Origin of the sequence: Thermogladius sp. 4427co (assembly GCF_051933805.1) — an archaeon.
GTDB lineage: Archaea > Thermoproteota > Thermoprotei_A > Sulfolobales > Desulfurococcaceae > Thermogladius.
Window position 1 is genome coordinate 947150 of sequence record NZ_CP196893.1, and the last position, 26425, is coordinate 973574.

The window sequence follows — 26425 nt, forward strand, 5'->3', positions numbered from 1 at the left end:
ATTTAAACAAGACCTTTCCTAACTAGCAATTCAGCAATTAACACACCGTTTCCGGCAGCCCCTCTTATAGTATTGCTCCCGAGAACAATATATTTTACACCATTGAATACTTTATCATGCCTAATTCTCCCGACAACGACACTCATCCCCCTACCTTCGTATCTATCAAGCCTAGGCTGGGGCCTGTCTAACTCCCTCCTTACAATAATCGGTTTCTCGGGTTGCGTAGGCAGATTGAGTCCCTTAATCTTGTTTCCCTTGAACTCCTCCATTGCTCTAACAATATCTTCTATAGCAGCATTTTTCTTCTCGAGTTCGGCAAAAACAGCTATTGTATGACCTTCTAAAACCATGACTCTATGGCAGCTTGCCGAGACAAGAAGATTATTATTGTGTAGAATGCCATCACTTCCTAAGCTGCCAAATATCTTGGTAGATTCTTCTTCTACTTTCTCTTCTTCGCCCTCAATATACGGGATTAAATTATCCATTATAAACATTGAAGGTAAGCCTGTTAACCCGGCTCCTGAAATAGCCTGCATAGAGGATACTACTACCCTTTTAACTCCGAAATCATCGTATAAGGGCTTTAATGAAAGCGTAAATATAGATGTGGTGCAATTAGGTACTTTTACAATCGCACCGCTCCAGCCCCGCTTCTTCCTCTGAATTTCTAAGACTTCGATATGGTCTGCGTTAACCTCAGGGTTGATTAATGGAATATCTGGTTCCATCCTCATTGGGCTGGCATTGGAAATAACGATTAGTCCTCTGCGGGCAAGCTCTTTCTCTACGTCGGTTGCGATCTCCGAAGGCAAGGCTGAGAAAACAATATCGATACCTTCTTTTACAATTGATTCCGCGTTCAAGGGCTCGACAGGCAGCTGGGAGATTTCTACGGGGATATCTGTGTCAATAACCCATTTAACGCTCTCCCCATATGTTTTACCAGCGCTCTTGCCCGATGACTGGAGCACAGCTATCTCGAACCATGGATGTTTGTATAATAATTGTATAAATCTTTGCCCTACAAGCCCGGTCGCACCTAAAATAGCTACTCTTTTCATCATAGAGCACCCCTATCTATTAGTTCTTTATGTATTATTTTTATAGATTTAGGAATATTATCTTTGCTTATATATACAAGGATCGAGGGTCTATTAACATGCATTTCAACCCCTTTTATCTCAATATTCTCGCTTTCTAACAATTCAATTATTTTCTTTAACAAAGCACCTCTTTCAACGATTTCGCCTATAATCGCGATATATGAATCACTTATAGAGTAATTTGAATGAATAATTTTAGGCTTCATATCTTCTCTATTAATCTCTCGGGTGATCGTCGTCCCAAGAGATTCATAGCTGCCAACTCTCACAACAGGACCCGGGTATGCTTTCAGCGGATGGAACGTTTTCTCGTTAAATCTCTTAACCCCGTGTCTTGCTGCTTCATCTCCTTCGTTATAGCTCATTGTTTTAACTATTCTAGGATTAACACCCATCGAAGGATCTGCCGTATACACGCCTTTGACCTCAGTTATAAGCCATACTTCTTCGACTCCTCCTAGGGCAGCAATTGCTGTAGCAGTATAATCCGAACCCCCTCTTCCAAGCGTTGTAATATGCCCTTTCTCATCCATACCGGTAAAGCCTTCGATAACAGGTATGAAATTGTTTTCGACAGCGTTTTTAATAAGCCATTGTATCCTTGGTCTAGTAGATTCGAAATCTATATGGGCATTCCCATGTGAGCAGTTTGTAATGATGAAATCTTCGGAAGACACGCCTGCTACGTTTTTTATCAGGGTCTGTAAAGCGTTGACAAATATTATCTTACTAGCTTTTTCACCAAAAGCTAATAGAAGATCCCTCATAGCCTCATCTAAAACTCCTTTCTCGAGGATTTTCAAAGGTCTTCTAGCAAGGACATATATCTCTCTAACCAGCTTCTCTCCGCCTAGGCTGTGAGCCAAATCTGAGTAGTATTCTATAACCCTCTTGAATCTTTCTATACCTTCTTCGAAGGCCTTTATGATCTCGTCTGTAACACCTTTTGCTGCTGAAACCACTACTATAGGATTATATCCTTTTTCAACTACTTCAGCTATGAACTCTGCCGCCCTCAAATAAGATGTCGGGTCTTTTAGGAGAGATCCGCCGATTTTAACAACTATTGCCTTCTTCATTCAAACACCTCAGTACATATAGAGAGAATATCGTTCGCCACAGTATGGGCAGTCTCCACACCCCCGCCTCCTTTACCAGCAAAGAAATAGTTTCCAACATCTGTCTCTACTAGTACAGCGTTCATGGCCCCATCAATATTGTAGAATAGGCTTCTCGCATCAACTTTTTCCAGCCCTACCCTGGCTTCCCCTTTCTCTAAGTCCATATAGCTTATCTGCTTCCACTTCATCCTTTCTTTGAGAGCCGAGGCTATGTCTCTAAGGTTAAGGGAGCGGAGACTAGTCTTCTCAATTCTCTTAAAATCGATCGGTTTGCCAACTATATTCGATATTATAGTTAATTTAGCGGCAGCGTCCAACCCGTCTATATCTACCGACACGTCTTTCTCAACGGTTCCAGCAGCTGTTGCTTCAGCAATAGCCTGGTCCAGTTCTACAAGTTTCTCGTGCATCGCGGAAAGAATGATATTAGACGTAGTATTCAAGATCCCTCTAACTCTCACGATATTCTGAAGTCTCATATGCTCTAGTAGAGCTATGAAAGACGATGCTCCGAGCACGGTCGCGGAATATTTAATTCTTAAACCCTTGGAGCGAGCTAGTTCCGTAATTCCCCTAAAGTCTATTACCAGGGGCGATTTATTAGCTGTTACAACATGTGAGTGATTACTAAGCGCTAGCTTAATATTGCTGAGACCCGGCTCTCCTGTATCATAATTAGCCGGTGTTAACTCGACGTGTATATTAGGGGCTGTATTATAATAGAGTTCTTTCAAATCTACGTATGGTCTTCCACCTTCTACGCTTCCAAGGCTCGACCTAGGTGTATCAAGCAGCTTTAGGAGTTCGAATGATTTAAATCCATCCGGTTTATAAACCATTCCCTTCGAGTCGACTAATCCCACTATAGACAGATTAATTCCATATTTTTCTATGATAGAATCTTTAAGCAGTATTGTTTTAACTAGGCTCCTCCCCACATTTCCGAAGCCTACTATTACTATTCTAAATTGTTTCAAAACTGATCACCTCGACACCTGTGTTTGAGAAAAAGGTTTGAATAAACGTGGATTCAATACCTCTAGTTTTCAAAAAATCCTTTAGTACTCCACCGATCCTCAGGACTTCGTCTTGCGATTCATGTATGAAAAACACAGAAGGCCCGGCCCCAGCTATATTGAAACCGTACGCTCCTTCTCTCAATGCTAGTTCTTTCATTTCAAAATAATATGGTATCAGTTTAGATCTGTATGGTTCAACGACATAGTCTTTTGAGACTAGTCTGCCTAGGAGCCTGATATCTCCTTTGACCGCAGCATATATGAGTTGTGCTAGCAATGAGGATTGTTTTACGTGTGTCTTAAGGTCTATTGTTTCGGGCAGTAGCTTTCTAGCGTAAGCGGTCTTCTTCCTGTCTAGGATTCCATTCACCATGAAAGGCGTGACCACTCCGACGTGAACATCTCTCGAGAATTCAATTCTATAGCAATTCACATTCTCAACGTCTACAACCACCAGGCCTCCGAACAAGCTGGCAGCAACATTATCGTAGTGCACATCCCCTGCAACAAACCTTTCTCCTTCGGCAGCCAGCTTTAGTAATAGCCTATCGTCCACGCTACCGGCTAGATACGATAGTGCGTAGGATACGGCAGCAGCAGTAGAGCCCGAGCTCCCTAAGCCCGCTCCAACCGGGACACCTTTCTTGACTCTTATCACTATGTTACATTGCTTTAGAATAGGTAGCATATCTAGCGCTAATCGTGCGACTACATATGCGACATTCTCGGAACCTGATGGAACCCTCCCTTCAGCATCAACTCTTATCTCCCCAACCCCTTTCGATAATTCAACTTCCACTGTATCAAAAATTTTCCCAATAGCTACGCTTACCACGTCGAAACCAGGACCTAAGTTAGCTATAGAAGCTGGTGCTTTGACAACTATTCTCGAATTACACGCATAGGGTGCATTAGCTTCTACCCCCCCCCAGCCGCCTGTTAATATTTGGTATTTAATAAAATTCGGAATTTAAATATATCTCTATATACGATTATCCCGTATTCTTATTCCCCCTTTGTACGATAGTTGATTTCAACAATGCTCTTTACACGTAATAAGTTGCAACTATTAAATCTTATAAGGGGTTGCCTATATTTTCTTCAAAACATAGACGGAGATTACATGTGGATTACCTGATCTCGAGCCTATTGCCAAAGGGTGTTTTCTATGATACAAATAATCCTTACAGAATTCGCCCTATTACTGGCGACCGTGGTACTGCTCGGTTACTATTTGAGCAGGCTTGTTAAGATAATTGCTATCGACTGGTATAATAATCCGCCTAGGTTTATAGAGAGAATTAAAAAGCTGCTCTCAATCGGTTTTTCTGGAGTAAGTGGAGGCGGCTCTTATAAGTCTTATCTAAAAGACGTATTGTTCTTCAATATTGTTTTGATAATAGTAGATACGGTCTTGTTATGGAGGCAAGACGTATTCTTTAAGGCCAGAGGTCTATCTTTAGATCTAGCATTTAACACAGCTGTTTCATTCGCTACAAATACTAATTTACAACACTATGCTGGAGAGTATACTCTTTCTAACATGGCTCAAGCAATAGTCATAACATCTACTATGTTTCTAGCCCCGGCTATCGGATTAGCTGTTTCATTTGCTTTCATGAGAGCGCTTAAAGGTCTTCCCGCAGGCTTTTTCTATTTTGATTTAGTTGCCGCAACAATATTCCTGTTAACCCCTATCTCAATTATCGCTGCTATCATACTAGCATCCCTTGGTGTCCCACAGAGCTTTAGAGAATGGGTTTCTATAGTCAACCCCTATAGTGGGGTATTCAAAATTAGGCTTGGGCCAGTAGCGTCTTTTGAAGCTATCAAACTCCTCGGGACTAATGGTGGCGGTTTTTATAGTGCAAACTCTGCTCATCCTTTCGAAAACCCTAATGGCCTAACTAATTTCGTCGAGAGCGTGCTGATGATGCTTATTCCAACATCTCTATTGTTCGCCTACGGTAGAATAATAGATATGAAGAGAGGTTACGCCCTAACTACTATAGTATACATAATGGCATCCATGATCTTTCTTGTAGGAGTCTTGAATGGTGTCCCATTATATGGTAGGCTAGTAGAGCCTAGATTAGGCTATGCTAGCTCACTGTTTTTTAATACCGCATCCCTTCTATCAAACACGGGTGCTACAGCCTCATCTCTCGAGGCTATGAAGCCTTCTGCTATAATAGCATTCCTACTGGCTATGTTTATACAGGCTGTACCCGGCTCCGATGGCGTCGGCCTCCTTTATCTCCTAATATATTTATTCATAGTAGTATTCATTAGCTCATTAATGATCGGTAAACTACCCCGTTTCCTGAATATGCCTTTATCAACAAGAGTCGTTAAACTATCTGTTATAGTCTTCCTTATCCACCCGGTGATAATCCTTATACCGACAGCTATAGCACTTGTCACAAAACAATATACCTCTTTCGCTAAAGAATTGAACCCACTGGTTTACACTATGATACTCTACGAATACACTTCATCAGCGGCTAATAACGGGTCGGGTTATCTAGGGGTTCTTGGTAATACTGTTTTCTGGAATTTGTCGACAGCACTGGTAATGCTAGCTGGTAGACTCATACCGATCGCTCTGTTCCTTATTATAGCAGACGAGTTATATAAGAGTAAAAGGACTGAAGTTGCAGAACCTGTTGAAACAAAAGGACTGCTCTTCATTATTACATCAGTAGTCATGATAGTGATCCTTACAGTTCTAACCTTCTTCCCATTCTTAGTATTAGGACCTATGATCTTAGGTGGGTGAAAAATGTCTACCTATCCATTAAACTGGGCGAAGATACTTACGGATTCCATTGTTAAAATGAACCCTTTGTATCTATTCCAGAATAATCCGATAATGTTTATAACAGAAATAGGTTCACTGTTCATAATCCCGCTAATATTCATAAGCCCAAGCTATCCTACCTGGTTTTATTTAAGCGTTTTCCTCATATTGTTGATTACAGTATGGTTTTCGACACTATCAGATTCGTTATCTGAATACGAGGCTAAAGCGAGGGTAGACTATTTGAAACAATTTGAAAAAACTGTAATAGCCCATAAAATTGTCGGAGATAAAATTGTTGATGTTAAATCAACCGATCTAAAGATCGGAGACTACGTTATTGTAGAACAAGGCGAGGTAATCCCCCAGGACGGTTTTATTGTGAGCGGCGAGGCGTTCGTAGACGAGTCGATGCTTACTGGTGAATCAGAACCTGTGTACAAAGGTAAAGGAGATAGAGTGATAGCGGGTACGAAAGTTGTCGTAGGCAGGGTGAAAATCGAAGTAGCTGCCGAACCCGGAAAAACATATTTAGACAAAATGATCGCCTTAATAATGAGTGCGGAGAGATCGAAGATGAAAAGCGAAGTTATGTTATCGATATTCCTGCTGGGGCTTTCTCTTATTTTCCTCATAGTCGTATCATCACTTTACTTCATACTAGCTGCCTATGGAAGAACACCTGACATATCCCTGATGATATCCCTACTAGTAGCATTGATGCCAACTACTATAGGAGGCCTGCTTCCAGCGATCAGGATATCCGGTATCTTAAGGCTTGCGAAAATCAATGTTATAGCGAAATCAGGTAGAGCGATCGAAGCAGCAGGGGATCTAGATGTCGTAATATTCGATAAGACAGGTACTATTACAGAAGGGTTTAGGAGTGCTGTAGAGTTTATACCGGTCTACGGATATAGTGAAAGAGATGTTGGGATACTAGCTTACCTTTCCTCTATAGGGGATTCAACTATCGAAGCTAAATCAATTATCCAGCTAGCCGAGGAAAAAGGATTTAAACCTTCAAGGCTTCTCATTGAGGAAGCAATGGTAGCAACAAAAATAGAATATACCCCTAGCAAGCGGTATAGCGGTATAGTTTTTGTATGGGATAAGTCAAAATCCGTCTTCACCGAGGACCTAACTATAACCTCTAGAATTGAGAAAGAAATATTGAATATGAGGAAGCTTGGCGAAAGGGTTACTATTCTCAAGGGCGCCCCAGACTCCATACTAAAACTCCTGAATATAACTAGAGACCCGGTTGTAGAGGATATTGTGAAAAGAATTGGCAGCAGAGGGGATACGCCAATACTAGTATCTTTAAACAATAAGCTAGTAGGCTTCATAGTTTTACGGGATAAGCTAAAGAAAGGGATTAAGGAGAAGATAAATGAGCTGAAAATAATGGGTATAAAATCAGTAATGATAACAGGCGATAATCCTTATACAGCATCCAGCATAGCCAAGGAGGTAGGTATCAACGACTACTATGCTCAAGCCAAGCCTGAAGATAAACTTCACTTAGTAGAGAACTATCAGCGAGACGGACTCATAGTAGCTGTAATGGGTGATGGAACCAATGATGCACCCGCCTTAGCTAAAGCCGATGTGGGGATAGCAATGCACACTGGGACAGCTCCAGCTAAAGAAGCAGCTAATATGATAGATTTAGACTCAAACCCTTCCAAGATAGTCGAGATAATAAAAGTTGGAAAATCAATACTTACTACCAGAGGCTCTATTACAACATTCAGTATCATGAACGATATAGCAAAATACTTTACCATATTACCATTCATACTATCCTCAATAATTCCCCAGGCGAACTTCCTCAACTTCCTTAGATTACATAATCTGATCACTGCTGTCCTAGCTACTATGGTTTTCAATGCTATTATAATACCACTCCTCATCCCATTAGCAGTTAGAGGAGCGGGCTTTAAAGTTACGAATACGAAAAGCCTTCTTCTAAGGAACCTTATACTGTATGGTTTAACTGGTGCAGTATTACCTTTTATAGCTATTAAACTACTAGACATCTTTTTCTCCTGGATCCTATATGGTGAAGCATACTGGTGACTACAATGATGCTGCTAAAGATTATTCTAGCCCCTGTGATACTGCTTTTCACATTACTAGTCATCCTTGGGGTAGTATACCCGTTCATCGTATGGGGCGTCTCTCACTTAATCTCGGCAGACAAGGCTGAGGGTAGCATAGTAGATGTTTGCGGGGTTCAAGCCTCATACCTCGTATCCCACTACAACGACTCAAACCCATTGTTCCGCCCACTACCGCCTGATAATACGAGTTCTGGTGTAGACCCGTATGTTCCATTACCCTACGCCTTGGCCCAGGTCGATAGAGTCTCTAACTACACGAAGATACCGAAGGAGATATTGTTAGATCTCATATATCAGAATGTGGCTGAGAACGAGGTTAGAAACCTTTATGTATTCTCGCCCGGCTATTATATTGTTAACGTTGAAGAACTAAATATGGAGATTATTAGAATATTGAATAAGACTTGTAGTGGATGAGTTATGGGCGTAGAATTACTATTGTTCTTATTTTTTATTCTAATATCTCTAGCAGCCCTTGTTTATGCTCTGGCTAAAGAGTGAGAGCATTTTTTACCAGCGTTTTTAAATATTGTAAAAATACGTCTGTATTCCTTAATTTGCAAGCCTCCGGAATATTCTAGTGGAATTAAACACTTATACTGCTAGAGTATTTTATCGAGAGCTTCTGCTATAGCAGGGGCTATACTAACTCTGCTAATAGGGCTGAGGACAGTGTTTGTAGCTACTAAATCCCTCGGGTTCAGTCTTAGGAGCTTGCTGAGAGCGTCTCCTACAAGGATCGCGTGTACTGCTGCTATATAGAAGTCCCTGGCACCCATGCTCCTAAGAGTTTTCACTGCTTCCACAATAGTCCCTCCCGTACTAATGATATCGTCTACGATGACTACATCCATACCCTCTACTTTAACGCCTCTTGCTTCAATAACAACCTTTTCCGGCGATAGCCTTGTCTTCTCCAGGACGCCGTATTCTAACCCCCCTAGTTCCTCGGCCATTACCTTAGCCCATTGCTCGGCTTCTTCGTCAGGCCCTATTACAACAGTGCTGGTTTTGGAAAAGCTGTAGTTCTTCTTCAAATACCTAGCAAGCTCTCTCACGCCTGTTATATTATGGAAGTTCGCTCCGAATAGGCTACTTGGATCGGCTATCCTGTGGAGGTGCATGTCAACTGTCACGATATGGTCTACGCTAATACTCTTAAACAATTTGGCTAATACATGTATGCTTATAGCCTCACCCGGGTTGAATCTGCTATCCTGCCTAGCGTAACTCATGTACGGGATTACCGCTACCACTCTTCTAGCTCCTAGGTCTCTGAGCGTGTCGAGAGTATATAGTGTCTCTATAATTGATTCATTCGGTTCTCTCTGCAGGGAGTTCACATAGATTACATCCCTCCCCTGGACATCAGCGTGGATTCTAATATAGGTCTCGCCATCCGGGAACTTCTTTACTTCTACACTACCCAGCTCATAGCCTCTGGCCTGAGACAATTCTACTGCTATATGATCCCCGTTCCTACCTCCTATCACTATAGGTTTCGTAGCTAATCCCCTCTCGAAATTAGTTAGGAAGTTCATGTTAAATAAGCTTTAGGATACGGGTGTTGAGGTAAGGCTTGGAGAAATATTTTCAAAAAATCAATTGTATCCGAGAGATACCTTCGCATACGCCCATATATTCGTGTTAACTGAGACGGATACTTTCGCCCTATACTGCATAGTGTACTTTACCAGGTCTTGGCTACCGGTCCATGTAATACCTTGTATAGGCTGGACGTAGACGTACGCCCCTGTCCTTGTATTCTTGAACCCGAATGTATATGTCGAGGTAGGGCTATTGTACTGGGAGAGGGAGTTACCGTACACAAGGTTGTTGAAGAAGTCTACCGAGAAACCTACCGCAGCGTATAGAGTACCGTTCTTCTTAGTCCCTAGGTAGTCGACGTATACGTAGTTAGCCGTGTTGTATAGAATATAGTACTTGTAGAAGTCTGGGTATCCGTCTCCGTCTAAGTCGGGTGCGTTAAGCCTTACAACTACTCTTCCATAGGTTGAGTCGTAGTATACGCTACCAATAGTGTACCTTGTATTATAATAGTTCTTGCCGGTAGCTGCAAAGTAGTCGTCTGCGAATAAACCAACATGGCTATCCCCATACCACATATCGTACCAGGTACCCCAGTATACTGCTGGAGCCCCTACCCCCATGAACACCTTATTATTCGTCTTGTTATACATTATCACGTATGGTGCTGCGCCACCTTTATCATCTATGAAGACGAATAAATAGGGATTGTATACAATAGTCTCGTTCATCCCATCCCAGTCAAAGTCTCCTACCATGTAGCCTGCCTGGGTTATAGTCCCCTTCCTAGTGGAGTCTAACCATTTCGCAGCTATGAGCAGTACGTTTACAAGCCTTAGATGATTCCACACGTTGAGACCCCAGCCAGAGCAGTCTTGTAAACCGTCTCCATCCCAGTCTGTTTCATCATGCCAGGCTGTCTCATATAGCATTGCGTTAGCCACGGCTATAGCCATCCACCAGAGCTCGTTCCTAGGTGTTGTATCGAATAATCCGCCTGGTGCTAGCAGTCTATATATAACTGTGTTATTAGGTGATCCGTTGAAACTAGTATATCCGAATACGTCTCCGAACGGCATTATTGTATCGGGTAGCACATAGTTAGGAGATGTCTGTCCGCTGCCGTACCAGGCGAAGCTCTTCTCGCTTGAAGTACCCCAGTACCATCCGTCGTAAGCCCTCTTATAGTCGTACGGGTAGTTCTGTACCCATTGCTTGATATAGAGGTACGTATCGTAGCCGCAGTAGAAGCCTGTCACAGGGGTCCAGTACCCGTTTCTAAGCCAGCTGACTATATCGTCTGTCGTCACCACCTGTATCCATGGGTGCATTGCTATCCAGCTGAGGCTGAGATTATACCTACCCGGGTTATATGGGTCCCAGCCTGCTATCCCAGCAGCTTTCTCCCAGTCGTCGGCGTATACAAATACCATTTGTTGGTCGCTATTGGTAGCAGCCCAAATATACTTCTTCCTGAGGTCTATGTTTAAACCGTTATCAGTTGGAGAGAGTATCTTCTGCTGGGTATCCCAATCTATGAAGAGGACGTAGAGGGTTCTGCCACCGGTCTTGGATGTATCATACTGGTGCGGCTTGTACGGGTTCGTGCTAGGGCTCCAATCGTCGTGGTGGGTGTTCGCATCAAGTATTACAGCATAATAGTATTTGCTTAATGTGTAGGCTATACCAGTCCTAGCATCGTCCCAGGTTCTCTCAGGCACCCATGCTGTAACCGGGGTGTAGCCGAATACCTGCTGGATATACCATTTCGTGAAATTAGCTGATGGATCGTTGAAGTTATCGTAGAAGTATGCCGTGATATGCTCGGCCCAGACGCCTCCTGTCGGGACAGCTATACCCCTCGAGATAAGGTTTTTAATATAGCTTATGAAGCCGGGGTCCCACCATATGAAGCTGGCCATTAACGTTCCACTCATATGTATTGTAACAGGTATCCGCCTCCCAGTCACGTTAGAGAGGTAGTCGTGGACGTACAGTATGTAGCCGTAGCTGTTTATACTGCCAGGATTGTTCAGAGCCCTATTATCAGTCAAGTGCTGGTTACCGTGGTGAACAAATACGACTTTTGCCGTACCACAGAGTTGATCGCTGAATACAGCCCCACTCCATTCGGCCTGCCCGCTCCCAATGTATATGTTATTAGGCATTACATCGGATACAATGCTCGCACCGTTGTAGACTACAACTGTAGCTATCTTAGCCCAAACCCTGGTCGTAGGAGTCCAGCCATAATTCGATAGTATCGATGTAGGCACAGCTATTTCAACTATATCCCACTGGCTGTTGAAAGCTATTTGGAGACCTGTGTTCACAGCTACCTTATTCCAATTGTAATCGTATACTGTGTAATGCGCTGAATCATATATCGCTATAGCAAGAACCCAGTTGTAGTCTGGTAAGTGGATACCGTAGCCATTAAATTTAACGTAATCCGGAACCCAGCTCTGGTAGCCTGGTGCCCCGGTCCAGCCGATCATAATGTATATATTTAAAGCATCATTCACGCTACCATAACTACCTGTTTCAGCACCATAAGACAAGTCTAGGAGGTCCAGCCTTATGAATACATAGGATGTCCCGACTAGGTAGTACCAGGCTAATAAGTCTCTACTCGTAGACCAATCGGACACTCCATCTAATAGGTCGCCAGCCGGGTCTAGAGCGTGGCAGGATTGGTAAGGCCAGTCAAAGCCTACTCCATCAACTGTGACAGGCTCTTGGGCTTTGACTTTAACCGGTAGTGAAGTAATAGCTACGAGAATGCTTGCAAGGGCTAGTATGATTAGTATATACCCTACATTTATTTTTAGCAAGTAATTCTCCAAGTATACTCTACCCTCGCATTTATAATGTTTTTATTAAAACATATAAGCCTTACGAACACTGGTTCTAGAATTATTTTACTTAGCTACATCAATTAGATGATTTTGCCCAGGGCTACAATGCCTACTATTAAGAGGAGTGAAGAAAATACGATCACGCAAGCATCCTTCCTCGTGAAACCAGTCCTCCTGATAACAGGCTTGGGTAGCCCGTATAGGTGTAATGCTTCATTGACTTCTAAACCGTACATTACCGTGTAGATGAATAATGGCTTTAGAGAAGGAAACCTCTTATTTTTCTTGAGCATACTAACCGTTATTACGTCTGAATACGCTGAGAATATACTGCCTATATGTGTTAACACCAGTGCTAGAACGATCCCTGCTCTCCCCAGGCCGAGCTTGCAGGCGAGCCATACTAACTCGCCTGGGCTAAGGATTTGGAAGGCTATGCTTATTCCTAGAAATGCCTCGACCAATAGGAGAGTGTAGTAAGCCATAGCCGGTAGATTTATGGGGTTTCCGAAGAAGAAATATCCTATAGTTCTCATAGCGAGGCCTATCAGCAGGAAGAATAATATGAGCTTAAGCGCGTCAAGCAACCTCTTTAGTCTCCCAAGCATAGTTATGATGGAAAGCTCTATTAGAAGGATAATCATGGAATAAACCCATCCAAGCACGCCTGGTATAAAATAGGATACGAGTATTGAAGCGAGCAGAGACAGGGTAAAGTATAGCTTGGAGAAAAGCGTTACGCTAGCGACGCCTTTAAACTCTAGCAACTCTGAGAATCCTTTCAACATACGCGTTACACACCTGTTATTTTCAACTCCTTGACTATCCCATCGCTTAATTCGAATCTCTTGAAACCAGGTAGGAAGCGTAGGTTTTCAAGTGAGCTAGTCGTTACAATGATAGTCTTCTCGCTGTTTGCTAGCATTTCCCCGTATCTTAGCCTGTCTTTGTAGCTTAGGCCTGAGAATGGTTCATCTAATAGTATGAGCTCGTGCTTAGAGATAAGGGATAGGCTTATGGATAGTTTAACAGCCTCCCCCCAAGATAACGAGTATGGTGTTTTGCCTGAATCGCCCCGGAATCCGAGCTCTTTAAATAGCTTAACCGCGTCTACGTTTCTAGCGAGCGAATTTACCTCATCCATTATACTATATTCTGTGAAGAACAGGTATGGGATTTGAGGTATGTAGAGCATGCTCGTAGATCTTACTATACTACCCTTATCGGGTTTTACTATACCCGCAATGACTTTAAGGAGAGTAGTCTTGCCGGCACCGTTTAAACCGTAAATAGCGATCTTATCCCCTCTTCTTGCCTCAAGGTTAAGCCCTCTGAATACTACATCACCCATTCTCAGATAGATGTTCTTAAGCGATACCACTGTTTCGCCAGATCTTTTTGTTATCCTATCGCCGGGAGGAGGGGTAGGGCTCATGTCATCTTCTGGGTTGAAATCATGTAAAACGCCGTCGTTTAGTAGGTATAGTTTATCAGCTAGATCGATCAAGCTCTTATATTTATGTTCAAGTATTATCGATGATATACCGTTTATCTTCAGAACTTCTAGAGCTTTACGGAATTCCAATACCCCTCTGTCATCAAGCCACATTAGCGGTTCATCGAAAATTATGATATCGGGTTTGGAAAGCATAGCTTTCGCGATTGCAACCCTTCTCAGCTCGCCGCCCGATAGCTTGTTGACCGACCGGTTTAGCAGATGTGTTATCTTGAGTATTTTACTAACATTAGCAATCTCTCTCTCAGCTAGTCTAGTACTACCATATATTTCCGTAGCGTAAGATAATAAATCGTCGAACACCACCGGATACACGATATTAGACTTAGGGTTCTGACATACGACTTTAACCCGCTTATTGAAAGCCTTCCAGCTTCTGTCTTTTAATACCTGTCCCCCTATTTCAACCCGGCCTTCTACTACCGCGTTATATAGCTCTTCGGCAATCCCAGTGAGAGCTCTAACTAGTGTTGTCTTCCCGGAGCCGCTGTCCCCTACTATAATTACCGTTTCCCCGAACCCGAGATCTAGATCGACTCCTTTTAGAACCCAGTCGCTGCCAGGGTATTTTACCTTCAGCCCTCTAACCCTTAATACCTTTTCCAATTGGTAAAACACCTATCCTCTCCAGCTCCCGGACTACTGGAATAGTTATCCACGTGACGTATATTGCGACAATTATATTGAACACGCTGATGAACGGGAGGGATGCTATAGTGAATGCTAGTGCCTGATCATAGCTGTTAAACCAGTGGAATAATATGAAGTAAAATGGGTCTATTAAAATATTTAAGACATTCATCACGATCGTCCTTGAGAAAACCACCACCGTGCTCGCGAGAAGTGGTTTAAACCTTCCTTTAAACCAGCCCTTATGGTATAGTAGATACAGAGGGTATGATGTAGATAGTTCGGCAACAATTTTCATGAAGGGCCCGATAGGATCTTGCGGCCTGTATAGTAGTAGGCCTATGTAGAAAGCTGGTATTCCAGCAACAATTGTAGTCTTAGCGTCAAAGAACATCGCTATAGCTATAGGTATCCCACACGCATCAAATAGTAGATAAGACGCGGGTGGGAAAGGGATCTGGAATAAATGGAGTATGATAGATAAAGCTACTAGTATTACGACAACCCCTACATTCCTCGCGTCGGCATCCCCTACGTCAGAGACTCGGCTCAAGAACGCCACCTTTTAAGGATATATGCGTCCCCTGAACCTGGGGAAGGGGGTAGCATCCCTTATATGGTCTAGTCCAGCGACCCACATTAGAAGCCTCTCTATGCCCAGCCCGAACCCGCTGTGTACGACTGTCCCATATCTCCTGAGGTCTAGGTACCATTCGTAGTCCTCTACTTTATACCCGTTCTCAATTATTCTCTTAACGAGAGTCTCGTAATCATCTTCACGCTGGCTCCCGCCAATGATTTCCCCGTAGCCTTCAGGGGCTAGCAGGTCGAATCCTAGGACAACCCTGGGGTTTGAAGGGTCTAGTTTCATGTAGAAACTTTTGATCTCTTTAGGGAAGTGTGTCACAAAAAACGGTTTATCGAATTCCATAGTCAAAACCCTCTCCTCGTCAGCGCCTAGGTCGCTACCCCATTGTATATTGATTCCCCTCTTCTGGAGGATCTCTATGGCTTCATCGTATTTGATCCTAGGGTACGGAGGCTCTAGCGCTTTCTTCAACGAGTCGATATTCCTATTTAACAATTCTAGTTCACTCCTCCTCTCATCGATAACTCTGCCCACGATATACCCTACGAGTTCTTCGGCAACCTTCATCATATCATTCATATCATACCAGGCTGCTTCAGCTTCTAAATGCCAGTACTCGGCTAGATGCCTCCTCGTCCTGCTCTGCTCGGCTCTAAAGCTCGGGGTCAGGCTCCATACTTTCTCGAGACTATATATCATTACCTCTAAGTACAATTGAGCGCTCTGGCTAAGGTATGCTGTCTTATCGAAATATTGGACTGGGAATAGTGTAGCGCCTCCTTCGCATGCTGAAGCTGTTAGTATCGGAGGGGTTACCTCCCACCAGCCGTTCTTATTAAACCATTCTCTACCAGCAGATAGAATTGTATGCTTTATCTTCCATATAGCCGTGTACCTAGGGCTCCTTAATACAAGATGCCTCTTATCGAGGAGGTATTCTACGCCTTCGCCACCCTTGATAGGAAAGTCTCTACTATAGCCGAGTATCTTGAAGTAATCTGCTATAATTTCATAACCCGTGGGCGCTCTAGGCTGTTTAACTACTTTACCGCAGGCTTCAACACTCGCTTCTAAGCCTATGTCCTTGAGGGTTCTAACAATATCGCTCCCCAGCCTTGACTCTTCGACTACCACCTGGACTACACCAGTCGAATCCCTGATTCTTACGAAAGCGACTCCCCCTACAACACTCCTCCTATAAATCCAGCCTCTTATGCAAACCCTCTGGTCTACCATAGAGTCGCTCAGTATCTCTCCGATCTGTTTAAACATAAACCTTACCCTTGGATACCATAGATCCTATCTCGTAGGATAAATATACTAAATAATAACCATTAATCTTTACAAAGGCCTGGCCATTATGTAAGCATCTTCCCCATCCAGATAGTATCCTCTAGCAATCTTTACGACCTCGTACCCGAGTTTCCTATACAAATTTATTGCCGGAGTATTTGAAACCCTTACTTCAAGATACGTTTCTTCGCAGTTATATTCTTCCTTCAAACTATATATCCCGTACGCCATCAGAGCATAACCAAGGCTGCGGCCTCTATGTTCTTTGAGGACGGCAATGCTTACTACATGCCCGCTTCTCACAATGAAATGTTTGAAGAACCCTGGTTTCCACTCAACTCTGTTCATGATATAACCAACGATCCTACCCTCCGGGTCTTCGGCTACGTAGAAGGCTTTACCGTATCTATCGAAAAGCTCGTAAAAGAACTCGTCAGGATAGTGTTCCGGTAGCGAAACCATGTTTATATCTATCACGCTTTTTATATCCTCTCTTCTAGCCTGCCTTATGATATAATTTGGCGCCTCGACACTAAGCCTTTTCTTGGCTTCCTCAAGTATCTCGTGAACACCTGGTTTCTCGAATCGGTTTCTTACGCCCAATGAAACCCCTCAAAAATAAATGCCACATATAATAATTTAACAATTTTGCGGTGGAATATAAATGAGCCTGGTAGAAGAGCTGAAGCTTAGGGAAACAACCCCTCTCAAAGGCAAGAATATTGTACTTGGTTTAACGGCTAGTAGCGCGATCTATAGGAGTATCGACTTAGCCCGCGAACTTATAAGGATGGGTGCTTCTGTCAGGGTTATAATGACAAAGGCTTCGACAAAGCTCATAGGGCTAGACCTAGTGTACTGGGCTACGGGCAGGAAGCCTCTTGTAGAAACTTCGGGTAAGACGGAGCACATCGACCTAGCTAAATGGGGGGATTTAATGGTTATAGCGCCGGCTACGTTGAACACTATGGGTAAGATTGCTAACGGCGTAGTAGACGAACTATTACATCTAACAGCTGTTACAATGATGGGGGACGGGAAGAAAGTTATATTTGTGCCAGCTATGAACATAAGGCTTTACAACTCCCCTCAGTATAAAAAGATTGAAGAAACCCTAGAAAGCTACGGCGGAATAATAATAAAGCCGTTGATAGAAGAGGATAGAGCGAAATACCCTCCTCTCAGCGACTTAGCCCATTGCATAGATTCTATAGCTAACAGAGGCCTAGACCTGCTGGGGAAAAGAGTCCTGGTTACAGCAGGGGCTACGCTCGAAAGGATCGACCCTATAAGAGTTATTACGAATCCAAGTAGTGGTTTAATGGGGGTTTTAATCGCGAGAGAAGCTTCCTGCAGAGGTGCTGTAGTAGACCTTGTCCATGGGAAGATGAGCGTGAACCCCCCATATAACGTATCACAGTATAAAGTAGTATCGACCGAGGAAATGGCTTCGACCGTCAGGAAGCTCACTAGAGATAAAACCTACGATATAGCATTGTTCGCAGCTGCCCCAGCGGATTTCAGGCCTGTTGAAGTTTCCGACGCGAAGATACCTACTTCAGAGACTAGTAGACTGGTTGTAGAACTTACTCCTACAGAGAAGGTTATAAAATCTTTCACGCAGAAGCCGAGGATTGTTGTTGCTTTCGCTGCCGAAACGTATTCTGGTGATCAACTAGTGGAAAGAGCGGTGGCTAAAATGCATGAGTATAATGCGGATATGGTAGTAGCCCATGACGCTACGGCTAAAGGGGCTGGGTTCGGAGAGGCATATTTAGACGCTGTGATAGTTACTAGAACCGGTATCGAGAGACTAGGCCTAGTACACAAATATATTTTGGCTAGGAGGATACTAGACAGCGCACTAGCTTTCTTGAAGACATGAAACTTATTTATTATCCGGTTTGCAGAATAATTTAAATAAGATTGACCAGGCGGTTTCCAATCTTACCGACTCTGTTAATAAAACTCATACAAGTTTTCTCAAGGGTGGTAATATGGCTGACCTTGCTGGGAGACTTTCGATAGCTAGTAAGGCGATAAAATACTCGTTTCTACTTGGGGTACTAGGTGTTGTCGTAGATTTTATTTTTGTGTACTTGTTTAGCAATATTATACTGGTAACCGACCTCACTCATTGGGTAATCGACTCGCTTCTGGAGCTAACCTTCATAGTAGCCCTCTACTTTGCTACCAGGATAAGTAGGAGATACCCGTTTGGTTTCGTAGTTCTAGAGTTAACTCTCAGCTTGATAATAGCTATTACCGTAACAGGATTCTATATGCTTAATCTGTATTTATACCTCAGCCAGATTTTTAATAGTCCTAGTTACACAGTTGATGTAAATATTTTCTCTAGTGTGGCAACCGTAGTAGGCACTGTTTTAACGTTAGCATCATACAGAGTTCTTAACACTACGTTTAACAAGTACAAGATTAATATTTTGAAATACGAATCTAAGCACGCGCTTTTAGATTCCCTAGCAGGGATAGTAGCAACGACAGGTATTATACTGTCCTCGGTTACGAAGAGCCCGGCTATCGAAATACTGTTTACAATAGTCCTAGTAGTCTTCATATTCCATAGTATGGGCGGTATTATAGAAGATTATTTGAGGCTTGTGTACGGGGATACTCTCGACTACAGGGTCGCAATGAATGTAATAGAGTTACTCGAGAATACCTTGACTGACAAATACGTAAAAGTTAAAAGGGTTGAGGCTAGGAGGCTGAGTTATTTCTATGTTATCAACATTGATTTATACGTAGACCCAGATACTACTATAAGAGAAGCCCATAGATTAAGGATGGAGATTATCAGGAGGATTATTGACCTATACGACAACGTATACCATGTCGATGTCAGGTTCTATCCGAAGAGGATTAGAAAGATAGAGAAGAAACTAGAGAAGGTTTTTGATGACAAGATCTACACTAAGAGGAGAAAATAGTAAAATCTTTTAGATAATTCTAAAATTAATTAAACTGATGATCGGCAATGGAATATATTCACAGGTTCTCGCATAGAATAAACTTTGCTAGACCCTCCCCGATTAGAACCATTGTATCAAAAATAGCAACCCTTTCAAAGACTAGGAAGATCATATCGTTTGCAGCAGGCGAGCCGGACCCGGATATTCTACCGAGAGACCTCTACGCATCGCTTCTCTCGGATATACTAAAGGAGGAGAAACTATCAGCAAACTATTCCCCGACAGAAGGTATTCCCGAGCTAAGGAAGGCGATCGCCAAATTTATGAGAGAATTTGAAAACGTGAATGCGGAAGAAGACGAGATACTCGTCACCATCGGGGGGAGTCAGGCTATCGACCTTCTAGGCCGCTTATTCCTTGACCCGGGCGATTACGTTATAGTCGAGAACCCTAGTTACGTGAATACGATTGTTGATTGGGAGTTCTACGGTGCTCGGTTGATCGGTGTAAACCTTGAAAAAGACGGATTAGACCTTGGAGAACTCGAGATGAAGGTGAAAGAAGCTAGGAATGAGGCTAGGAAGGTAAAACTAGTATATGTAATCCCGACAGGAAATAATCCAGCTGGTGTATCAATGAGTGAGGAAAAAAGAAAGCATCTTCTAGAAATAGCTTCGAGATACGACCTCTTAGTAGTCGAAGACGCTGCTTACAATCATTTAGTCTACGAAGGCTCATATAAGCCGTTGTCGCATTACGATCGTGAGGGAAGGGTTATATATGTTGGGAGCTTCAGCAAGATATTCGGAACAGGTTTGAGGATAGGATGGATAAGGGCTAGTAAAGACCTTGTAGAGGTTATTAAAACGATCAAAGGCCCTAGCGATATGTGTGCCCCGGTTCCTCTACAATACCTGGTCGAGAGACTCCTATCTAAAGGTTTCTACGAGACTATTAGGAAGAAAGCCATAGAAAACTACAGGGTTAAAAGAGATATAATGCTTAAGGCGATTGGAGAATACTTGAGGGATACTGATTATACAAAGCCTAGTAGCGGGATGTTTGTTCTTATAAAGCTCCCCTCTAACATAGACTCAGAAGTATTCTCCCAGAGACTGCTAGAAGAATACAGTGTCGCCGTTATCCCAGCTAAGTCTTTCTACATCGGGGACTCTGGTAGGAATGTTATAAGACTGAATTTTACAATGGTTGATGCCGACGAAATAGAGGATGGTATTAAGAAGATAGGTGTTTGCCTGAGAGATATGTTAGGGAAAAAATAAATGCCTAGTGTTTACCCATCTTTATTTTTTCAATGTAAGCCTCTGGTGTGAGCAGATCTTTCAATTCGTCCGGGTTCGAATATTCTATTTCAACAATCCATCCTTCGCCATACGGGTCTTTATTCAATAATTCCGGAGTTGTTGATAAGGCTTCGTTTACTCTAGTAACCCTCCCGGTGACGGGAGAGTAGTAATTTGAAGTAGCCTTAACACTATCTATGGCTCCTATCGGCTTCCCTTTAGTAACCTGGCTTCCTACCTCTGGTAGTTCTACGGAGACTATATCTCTCAGCTCTTTCTGAGCGTAATCGGTTATACCAACCAGGACTTTATTCCCTTCGACCTTAACCCATTCATCTGTATTAGTATACAACCTATCGGTCTTCACAATATACTTCTTCCTCCCGATTTCAACCACGATCTCGCTCATACCGCTCCCCTATTCTATCCCGGATGTAGCATTAGATTTAATAATCTGATTTCATCTTCTCTGCTTATCTTCAGACAATAGTGTACCTCTGTAAACTCCTTCCTGAATTCAATTACTTTCTTCTTTACTTCGCTAGGTTCCTTCTTGTCAATTATAACCTCCTTAATCAAATCGGCTATAACCTCCATCTCCCCCTCCTTCATACCCCACCTGGTTACCTCCTGGACGCCTATCCTAATGCCCGAAGGGTCTTTAACATCCTCAGGCCTATCCCAAGGCAGCATATTCTTGTTCACGATAATGTTAGCTTCTTCGAGCTGTAACGCCACCCTAGTGCCTCTACCTAGATTCGACACGTCTAGTACTACTTGATGGCTTTGCGTAAAACCCTTCTCCTCCATTACTACTTTTACACCGCGTGCCGCTAGAGCCTCTGCTAGCTTCCTAGCGTTCCTTACAACCTGCTCCGCGTATTCCCGACCGAAAAGCTTCATCTCTATAGCTGTAACAGCTGTTGCCGCGAGCCTATGGAGGTGGTGGTTTGATACAAACATTGGGAATATGACTTTACCAATCTCCTTATAGTCTTCTTCGAGCCTCGTTGCGAATAGACCTCCCTGGGGTCCGGGAAAGGTCTTGTGGGTGGAAGATGTAATAACATCTGCCCCCTCTAATAGCGGGTTTGGCCATACGCCGCCGACTATCAGACCTAGCACGTGTGCTACATCATGTATTACTTTGGCTCCCACAGAGTGGGCTGCTTCGGCAATAGGTTTCGTTGGGTGCGGGAATATGTAGAGGGAACCGCCAAGCGTAACAATCTTTGGCTTCACATTTTCGATCAGTTTCACAGCTTTATCCACGTCTATGTTCCATTCTTCGATTGAAAAAGGCATCTCTATCTGCTCTATCCCTAGTGCTCCAAGAGTTCCAAACCTAGTATGGCTTACGTGAGCACCCGCCTGGACAGGCGCTACAACAGCCTTATCACCTGGTGCTGTAAAAGCCCTGAAAGCAGCCGCGTTGGCTGTTGTACCACTTATAGGTCTTAAGTCGACAAACTGTGTTTTTAAGAGCTCGCCCATAAGCCTTGAAGCTTCGACCTCAAGCTCGTCAACATATTTCAGACCCTGGTAGAATCTCTTGAAAGGCTTTCCTTCAGCATACCTGTGCATCATATCGTTTAAGTAAAGTAGCATTGCTAAAGGAGACATTACATTCTCGCTAGCTATAAGATTGATAGTCTCCTTCTTACGGTACCGTGTATGCGTAATTGTTAGGTCATATACCTTCTTAAGCTCGGGATGCTCTTTTAGGAGCTCGTCTAGCATAAGGCCTCCCATGATTTTAAACGGATATTAGTTGTTATAATATTTACCTGTATATATCTGTAAATAAAATAGGCGTAATCTGTGTGGCTGGAGCTTGGCGAGAATAGGCTTTATTGTAAACCCTTACGCAGGCTTAGGAGGCAGGCTGGGACTTAAAGGAACCGATGAATATGCTATTACTAGAGCATTAAGCCTCGGCTATGGATTGATAGCGCCTAGGAGAGCCATAGAATTCCTCAGTGGGGTTACATCTAGGAATTTCAGAATAATAACAGCGGCGGGCCTTATGGGAGAATACGAGGTTTATGAAGCCGGCTTAGCCGACCTGGTTGAAGAAATAGTAGGGGAGAGAAAGAACTATACAAGCAGGTATGATACGGTAAATGCTGCTAGAACCATGGCAGATAGAAGAGTGGATCTAATAGTGTTCGTTGGGGGCGACGGAACCCTTAAAGATCTAATGGAAGCAGTAGGGACCAGAATACCGCTCTTAGGTGTTCCGAGCGGTGTTAAGGTCTATAGCAGTGCTTTCGCATATACCCCTAGGCATGCTTCAGCAGTACTAGATGCTTTCGTACAGGGGAAAACAGAGGTTACGCTAGCAGAAGTCGTAGATGTAGACGAGGAGTTGTTTAGGAAGGATAGGCTTTCTCTTAAAATCTACGGATATGTGAAGGCTTTAAATGTTGAAGGTTTACTACAGCCGAGCAAGAACTATGCCTACACGACGAGTGATGAGGAAAACAAGATTGCTATAGCTAGATACCTAGCGGAAAACATGGATGATAATGCATATTATATACTCGGCCCAGGTAGTACGGTGAAAGCGCTGAGGTATTTCATAGACGGAGAGCTAAGCCTTCTCGGAGTAGACGTAGTATTCAATCGCAGGGTTATTCTCAGGGATACGTGGGAGAAACCTCTTCTCGAACTATTATCGAAGGGAGGCGTATTCTACATTATAGTATCACCTATAGGTAGGCAGGGTTTCATATTCGGGAGAGGTAACCAGCAGATTTCTCCCGAGGTATTAAAGCTTATCCCGAGGGAGAATATAGTGGTGGTCGCAACTAAAAGCAAGATCTCTGAAATCGACTACCTACGCATAGATACAGGGGACCCCGTAGTAGACGAGAAGTTGAGAGGATACTATAAGGTTTTAGTAGACTATGGCGAGTACGTGGTTAAAAAAGCTGTCTAGGCTGATTTCACTTTTTCTTTATAAATGGAAAGTCGACGATTTTAGCAGTGAACCTCCTACCTCTGATAGCTACTTCAACATCCTCGCCTAAAATCGCGTATCTAGTGTCGATGTATGCTTGAGCTATAGCTCTTTCGAGGAATGGTGAGAATTCCCCGCTGGTGACCCAGCCAACCTGGATGTCTTCTACGTAAATAGGATCTCCATGCCTCGGTACAATCCTGCCTGCTTCTTTAGAGAATTTCAAACCATACCTGACCCAGCGAGGGCCTTCTCTACGACATGCTCTAAGAGCCTGCTCTCCTACAAAACCTTTCTTCTCCCAGGTGATAGCACCCATGCCATACCTCAATCCTACAGCACACGGGTATTTCAGAGGATCCTCCCCGTACTCGTTACCCCCTAAGACAAAACCGGCTTCTATCCTTAGAGTATCCCTGGCTATTAGACCAGCAGGTTTAATCTTCTTTTCCACGAATAGGTTTACCAGCTTTAGAGCATTACTTGGTTTAGCCCATATCTCGAACCCATCTTCGCCTGTCCAACCGCTTCTGCTAACAAGGTAGACGTCGATATCCCCTATTTTCTCATTAGTTCTAAATTCAAGAGGCTTCAGGCTTAGAGCCCACCCCGCCCCGAGAGACTCCATTACGTCAGGGCTCTTAGGTCCTTGTAAAGCTATCATTACGTATTCGTTGGTTATATTATCGATTTTTACCCTCCACTTATTGTTCGTAATAATCGTATTGAAATAATCGATCATTTTATTTATCATTAACGCGTTGACGACCAACAGCCATTCGTTTTCACTGAGCTTATAAAGCATCTCATCGTCTTTAACTCTGGCAGTCTCGTTTAGAGAGAGCGTAGGACCGCTCATAAAACCTTGTCTCGTCTTAGACAAGTCTTTTGTATATACGTACTGTAGGAAATCAAGTACGTCATCCCCCTCTGCACGGAATCTCCCCATATGTGATACATCGAAGAAAGCAACGTTGTTTCTTACTTCTAAGTGTTCTTCTATAGAGCTTGAAAACCTGTAGGGTACTTCCCATTCGCCGAAGAACCCTGTTTCAGCGCCTAGCTTCTCGGTGTAGAAATCTAGCAGCTGTATCCTAGCCATAGCAAATCACGTATATGATGTTTGGATACGATTTATGCATAAGTATAAATATAAACTCACTACGGCTTTATACAGGAGTGGATGGACGCCGATGGAAGGCATCGTTCACCCCTGGTTACCTAACTCGAGTGGTAAAGTAATAGAGAAAATGTTGAAGACCGTAGGTGTTGAAAATATAGAGGAATTATTCAGCGATATCCCCGAAAGCGTTAGATTGAAGCTGGAAGACTGGCTTAGGCTCGACATAGGTTTTGGTAGGCCTTTGTCCGAGATAGAAGTACGCAGGATTGCTGAAGAGAGACTGAGCAAGAATAGAGTATTTAGAACTCCCCCGTTCATGGGCGGAGGAGTCTACCCCCACTACGTACCTCCTGTGGTAAGATACATAATATCGCGTGGGGAATTCCTCACTGCTTACACGCCTTACCAGCCAGAGATCTCGCAGGGTTTGATGCAGGCTATTTTCGAATACCAGAGCCTAATAGCTGAACTCCTCGATATGGATGTTGTCAATGCTTCAATGTATGATTGGGCATCGGCTCTAGCTGAGGCAATCCTAATGGCGATTAGAGTTAAGAAAGGCAGGAGGAAGGTTGTTATACCTGCTAATGTAAACCCTTTCCATAAGAAGGTTGCCGAAACGTATGCGAAACCCCATGATATAATATTCGTAGAAGTACCATTTAATAGGTACACAGGGGAAGTGAATGTAGAGCAGGTTAAGAATGAGGTTGATAATAATACAGCCGCTGTATACGTCCAATATCCTAATTTCTTCGGGATAGTCGAATCTAATGTAAAAGAGATTTTCGAAATAGCCCACGAGAAAGATGCCCTGGCAATAGCCGGTGTCTATCCGATATCCTTAGGCATATTGAAACCGCCGGGAGAGTTAGGTGCTGATATAGCTGTCGGAGATGGCCAGTCCCTGGGTTTAGGATTAAACTACGGGGGACCGTATCTAGGTATATTTGCTGTAAGAGATGATATGAGCCTGATAAGGCAGATGCCTGGTAGGTTAATCGGTTTAACCACAACTTTAAGCGGCGATGACAAAGCGTTTGCTATGGTTCTCCAGACTAGAGAGCAACATATTAGGCGAGAGAAAGCGACTAGCAATATATGCACGAACGAGGCTTTAATGGCTATTGCTTCAGCAGTATACCTGTCTCTGCTAGGCAGTGAGGGCCTCAGGAAGCTTGCTGAAATAAACTATTATAACGCCCATTACGCGCAGAAGAAGCTTAGCGAGATAGGGGTTAATACAAGGGTCTTCAGCTCTGACTTCTTCAACGAATTCCCAGTATCATTCGACCCTCTTGGAATAAAATACGAGAGAGTTCACGAAGGGCTATTAGAGAAGGGTATACACGGTGGATTATACATCGGAAACTTATTTAGAGAACTCGGTGAGACAGCCCTCTTTGCTTTCACCGAGATGCACACTAAGCAGGATATAGACCTCCTCGCTGAAAGCATTGCTTCGATCGTAAGAGGAGCGGGCAGGTGGTAGGT

The 26425-nt window shown here is 43.3% G+C and carries 22 protein-coding genes; 8 read left to right on the plus strand and 14 right to left on the minus strand.

Going from position 1 to position 26425, the window contains the following annotated elements; translation table 11 throughout:
• Positions 1-2: 2 nt before the first annotated feature.
• From asd to ACSU1N_RS05480, 4 genes are read right to left on the minus strand one after another with little or no spacing between them, the layout of a single operon-like run.
• Complete coding sequence (gene asd / locus ACSU1N_RS05465) at positions 3-1070, minus strand: aspartate-semialdehyde dehydrogenase (RefSeq protein ID WP_440059235.1); 1068 nt, start codon at positions 1068-1070, stop codon at positions 3-5.
• Positions 1067-2188: an amino acid kinase family protein gene (locus ACSU1N_RS05470; RefSeq protein WP_440059236.1), complete on the minus strand. Its 1122-nt coding sequence runs from the start codon at positions 2186-2188 to the stop codon at positions 1067-1069. Before ACSU1N_RS05470 ends, asd begins: the two co-directional genes overlap by 4 nt.
• Positions 2185-3207, minus strand: coding sequence for a hypothetical protein (locus tag ACSU1N_RS05475; RefSeq protein WP_440059237.1), 1023 nt, complete (start codon positions 3205-3207; stop codon positions 2185-2187). The genes ACSU1N_RS05470 and ACSU1N_RS05475 overlap by 4 nt, the downstream gene beginning before the upstream one ends.
• Positions 3194-4219, minus strand: coding sequence for a homoserine kinase (locus ACSU1N_RS05480; protein WP_440060289.1), 1026 nt, complete (start codon positions 4217-4219; stop codon positions 3194-3196). Before ACSU1N_RS05480 ends, ACSU1N_RS05475 begins: the two co-directional genes overlap by 14 nt.
• A gap of 198 nt (positions 4220-4417) precedes the next feature.
• Between ACSU1N_RS05480 and ACSU1N_RS05485 the strand changes: the two genes are divergently transcribed.
• The 3 genes from ACSU1N_RS05485 to ACSU1N_RS05495 are packed head-to-tail and all read left to right on the plus strand — an operon-like array spanning position 4418 to position 8592.
• Positions 4418-6028: a potassium-transporting ATPase subunit KdpA gene (locus tag ACSU1N_RS05485; protein WP_440059238.1), complete on the plus strand. Its 1611-nt coding sequence runs from the start codon at positions 4418-4420 to the stop codon at positions 6026-6028.
• 3 nt (positions 6029-6031) lie between these two features.
• Positions 6032-8131, plus strand: a complete 2100-nt coding sequence (gene kdpB / locus ACSU1N_RS05490; protein ID WP_440059239.1) for a potassium-transporting ATPase subunit KdpB — start codon at positions 6032-6034, stop codon at positions 8129-8131.
• Positions 8132-8136: 5 nt separating this feature from the next.
• Positions 8137-8592, plus strand: coding sequence for a potassium-transporting ATPase subunit C (locus ACSU1N_RS05495; RefSeq protein ID WP_440059240.1), 456 nt, complete (start codon positions 8137-8139; stop codon positions 8590-8592).
• A 185-nt stretch (positions 8593-8777) separates the two neighbouring features.
• On the opposite strand, the gene prs is transcribed toward ACSU1N_RS05495, so the two are convergent.
• The 7 genes from prs to ACSU1N_RS05530 all read right to left on the minus strand — a co-directional run bounded on the left by prs (position 8778) and on the right by ACSU1N_RS05530 (position 17212).
• Positions 8778-9716: a ribose-phosphate diphosphokinase gene (gene prs / locus ACSU1N_RS05500; RefSeq protein ID WP_440059241.1), complete on the minus strand. Its 939-nt coding sequence runs from the start codon at positions 9714-9716 to the stop codon at positions 8778-8780.
• A gap of 60 nt (positions 9717-9776) precedes the next feature.
• The gene (locus tag ACSU1N_RS05505; protein WP_440059242.1) at positions 9777-12569 is read right to left on the minus strand and encodes a glycoside hydrolase; all 2793 of its coding nucleotides are present in this window, start codon (positions 12567-12569) and stop codon (positions 9777-9779) included.
• 92 nt (positions 12570-12661) lie between these two features.
• Entirely contained in the window at positions 12662-13369 is a 708-nt protein-coding gene (locus ACSU1N_RS05510) for a hypothetical protein (RefSeq protein ID WP_440059243.1), read from the minus strand.
• A gap of 5 nt (positions 13370-13374) precedes the next feature.
• Positions 13375-14703, minus strand: coding sequence for an ATP-binding cassette domain-containing protein (locus ACSU1N_RS05515; RefSeq protein WP_440059244.1), 1329 nt, complete (start codon positions 14701-14703; stop codon positions 13375-13377).
• Positions 14681-15280: an ECF transporter S component gene (locus tag ACSU1N_RS05520; protein ID WP_440059245.1), complete on the minus strand. Its 600-nt coding sequence runs from the start codon at positions 15278-15280 to the stop codon at positions 14681-14683. The genes ACSU1N_RS05515 and ACSU1N_RS05520 overlap by 23 nt, the downstream gene beginning before the upstream one ends.
• Positions 15281-15292: 12 nt before the next feature.
• Positions 15293-16588 (minus strand): asparagine--tRNA ligase, encoded by a 1296-nt coding sequence (gene asnS / locus ACSU1N_RS05525; RefSeq protein ID WP_440059246.1) that lies wholly within the window; start codon positions 16586-16588, stop codon positions 15293-15295.
• 69 nt (positions 16589-16657) lie between these two features.
• On the minus strand, positions 16658-17212 hold the full coding sequence (locus ACSU1N_RS05530) for a GNAT family N-acetyltransferase (RefSeq protein WP_440059247.1): 555 nt from the start codon (positions 17210-17212) through the stop codon (positions 16658-16660).
• A 61-nt stretch (positions 17213-17273) separates the two neighbouring features.
• Here ACSU1N_RS05530 and coaBC point away from each other — a divergent pair, with 61 nt between their 5' ends.
• From coaBC to ACSU1N_RS05545, 3 genes are all read left to right on the plus strand, one after another.
• A complete protein-coding gene (gene coaBC / locus ACSU1N_RS05535) occupies positions 17274-18494 on the plus strand; it encodes a bifunctional phosphopantothenoylcysteine decarboxylase/phosphopantothenate--cysteine ligase CoaBC (protein ID WP_440059248.1) in 1221 nt (406 codons plus the stop codon).
• A 112-nt stretch (positions 18495-18606) separates the two neighbouring features.
• Positions 18607-19560 (plus strand): cation diffusion facilitator family transporter, encoded by a 954-nt coding sequence (locus ACSU1N_RS05540; RefSeq protein ID WP_440059249.1) that lies wholly within the window; start codon positions 18607-18609, stop codon positions 19558-19560.
• A gap of 47 nt (positions 19561-19607) precedes the next feature.
• Positions 19608-20825 (plus strand): PLP-dependent aminotransferase family protein, encoded by a 1218-nt coding sequence (locus tag ACSU1N_RS05545; RefSeq protein ID WP_440059250.1) that lies wholly within the window; start codon positions 19608-19610, stop codon positions 20823-20825.
• Between the two features lie 4 nt (positions 20826-20829).
• On the opposite strand, the gene gcvH is transcribed toward ACSU1N_RS05545, so the two are convergent.
• Together gcvH and glyA are read right to left on the minus strand one after the other, a co-directional pair.
• Positions 20830-21255 (minus strand): glycine cleavage system protein GcvH, encoded by a 426-nt coding sequence (gcvH, locus tag ACSU1N_RS05550; protein ID WP_440059251.1) that lies wholly within the window; start codon positions 21253-21255, stop codon positions 20830-20832.
• 14 nt (positions 21256-21269) lie between these two features.
• The gene (gene glyA / locus ACSU1N_RS05555) at positions 21270-22586 is read right to left on the minus strand and encodes a serine hydroxymethyltransferase (RefSeq protein ID WP_440059252.1); all 1317 of its coding nucleotides are present in this window, start codon (positions 22584-22586) and stop codon (positions 21270-21272) included.
• A gap of 94 nt (positions 22587-22680) precedes the next feature.
• Here glyA and ACSU1N_RS05560 point away from each other — a divergent pair, with 94 nt between their 5' ends.
• A complete protein-coding gene (locus ACSU1N_RS05560; protein WP_440059253.1) occupies positions 22681-23787 on the plus strand; it encodes an ATP-NAD kinase family protein in 1107 nt (368 codons plus the stop codon).
• A 7-nt stretch (positions 23788-23794) separates the two neighbouring features.
• On the opposite strand, the gene gcvT is transcribed toward ACSU1N_RS05560, so the two are convergent.
• Entirely contained in the window at positions 23795-24910 is a 1116-nt protein-coding gene (gcvT, locus tag ACSU1N_RS05565; protein WP_440059254.1) for a glycine cleavage system aminomethyltransferase GcvT, read from the minus strand.
• 91 nt (positions 24911-25001) lie between these two features.
• Here gcvT and gcvPA point away from each other — a divergent pair, with 91 nt between their 5' ends.
• Positions 25002-26423, plus strand: a complete 1422-nt coding sequence (gene gcvPA / locus ACSU1N_RS05570) for an aminomethyl-transferring glycine dehydrogenase subunit GcvPA (RefSeq protein ID WP_440059255.1) — start codon at positions 25002-25004, stop codon at positions 26421-26423.
• The last annotated feature ends 2 nt before the right edge of the window (positions 26424-26425 follow it).

Coding starts and splice junctions, on each gene's coding strand:
- ACSU1N_RS05495 (WP_440059240.1), top strand. CDS start 8,137: ATGATGCTGCTAAAGATTATTCTAGCCCCTGTGATACTGCTTTTCACA.
- ACSU1N_RS05510 (WP_440059243.1), bottom strand. CDS start 13,369: ATGTTGAAAGGATTCTCAGAGTTGCTAGAGTTTAAAGGCGTCGCTAGC.
- kdpB (WP_440059239.1), top strand. CDS start 6,032: ATGTCTACCTATCCATTAAACTGGGCGAAGATACTTACGGATTCCATT.
- ACSU1N_RS05545 (WP_440059250.1), top strand. CDS start 19,608: ATGGAATATATTCACAGGTTCTCGCATAGAATAAACTTTGCTAGACCC.
- asnS (WP_440059246.1), bottom strand. CDS start 16,588: ATGTTTAAACAGATCGGAGAGATACTGAGCGACTCTATGGTAGACCAG.
- asd (WP_440059235.1), bottom strand. CDS start 1,070: ATGATGAAAAGAGTAGCTATTTTAGGTGCGACCGGGCTTGTAGGGCAA.
- prs (WP_440059241.1), bottom strand. CDS start 9,716: ATGAACTTCCTAACTAATTTCGAGAGGGGATTAGCTACGAAACCTATA.
- coaBC (WP_440059248.1), top strand. CDS start 17,274: ATGAGCCTGGTAGAAGAGCTGAAGCTTAGGGAAACAACCCCTCTCAAA.
- ACSU1N_RS05540 (WP_440059249.1), top strand. CDS start 18,607: ATGGCTGACCTTGCTGGGAGACTTTCGATAGCTAGTAAGGCGATAAAA.
- ACSU1N_RS05470 (WP_440059236.1), bottom strand. CDS start 2,188: ATGAAGAAGGCAATAGTTGTTAAAATCGGCGGATCTCTCCTAAAAGAC.
- gcvH (WP_440059251.1), bottom strand. CDS start 21,255: ATGAGCGAGATCGTGGTTGAAATCGGGAGGAAGAAGTATATTGTGAAG.
- ACSU1N_RS05485 (WP_440059238.1), top strand. CDS start 4,418: ATGATACAAATAATCCTTACAGAATTCGCCCTATTACTGGCGACCGTG.
- gcvPA (WP_440059255.1), top strand. CDS start 25,002: ATGGAAGGCATCGTTCACCCCTGGTTACCTAACTCGAGTGGTAAAGTA.
- gcvT (WP_440059254.1), bottom strand. CDS start 24,910: ATGGCTAGGATACAGCTGCTAGATTTCTACACCGAGAAGCTAGGCGCT.
- glyA (WP_440059252.1), bottom strand. CDS start 22,586: ATGCTAGACGAGCTCCTAAAAGAGCATCCCGAGCTTAAGAAGGTATAT.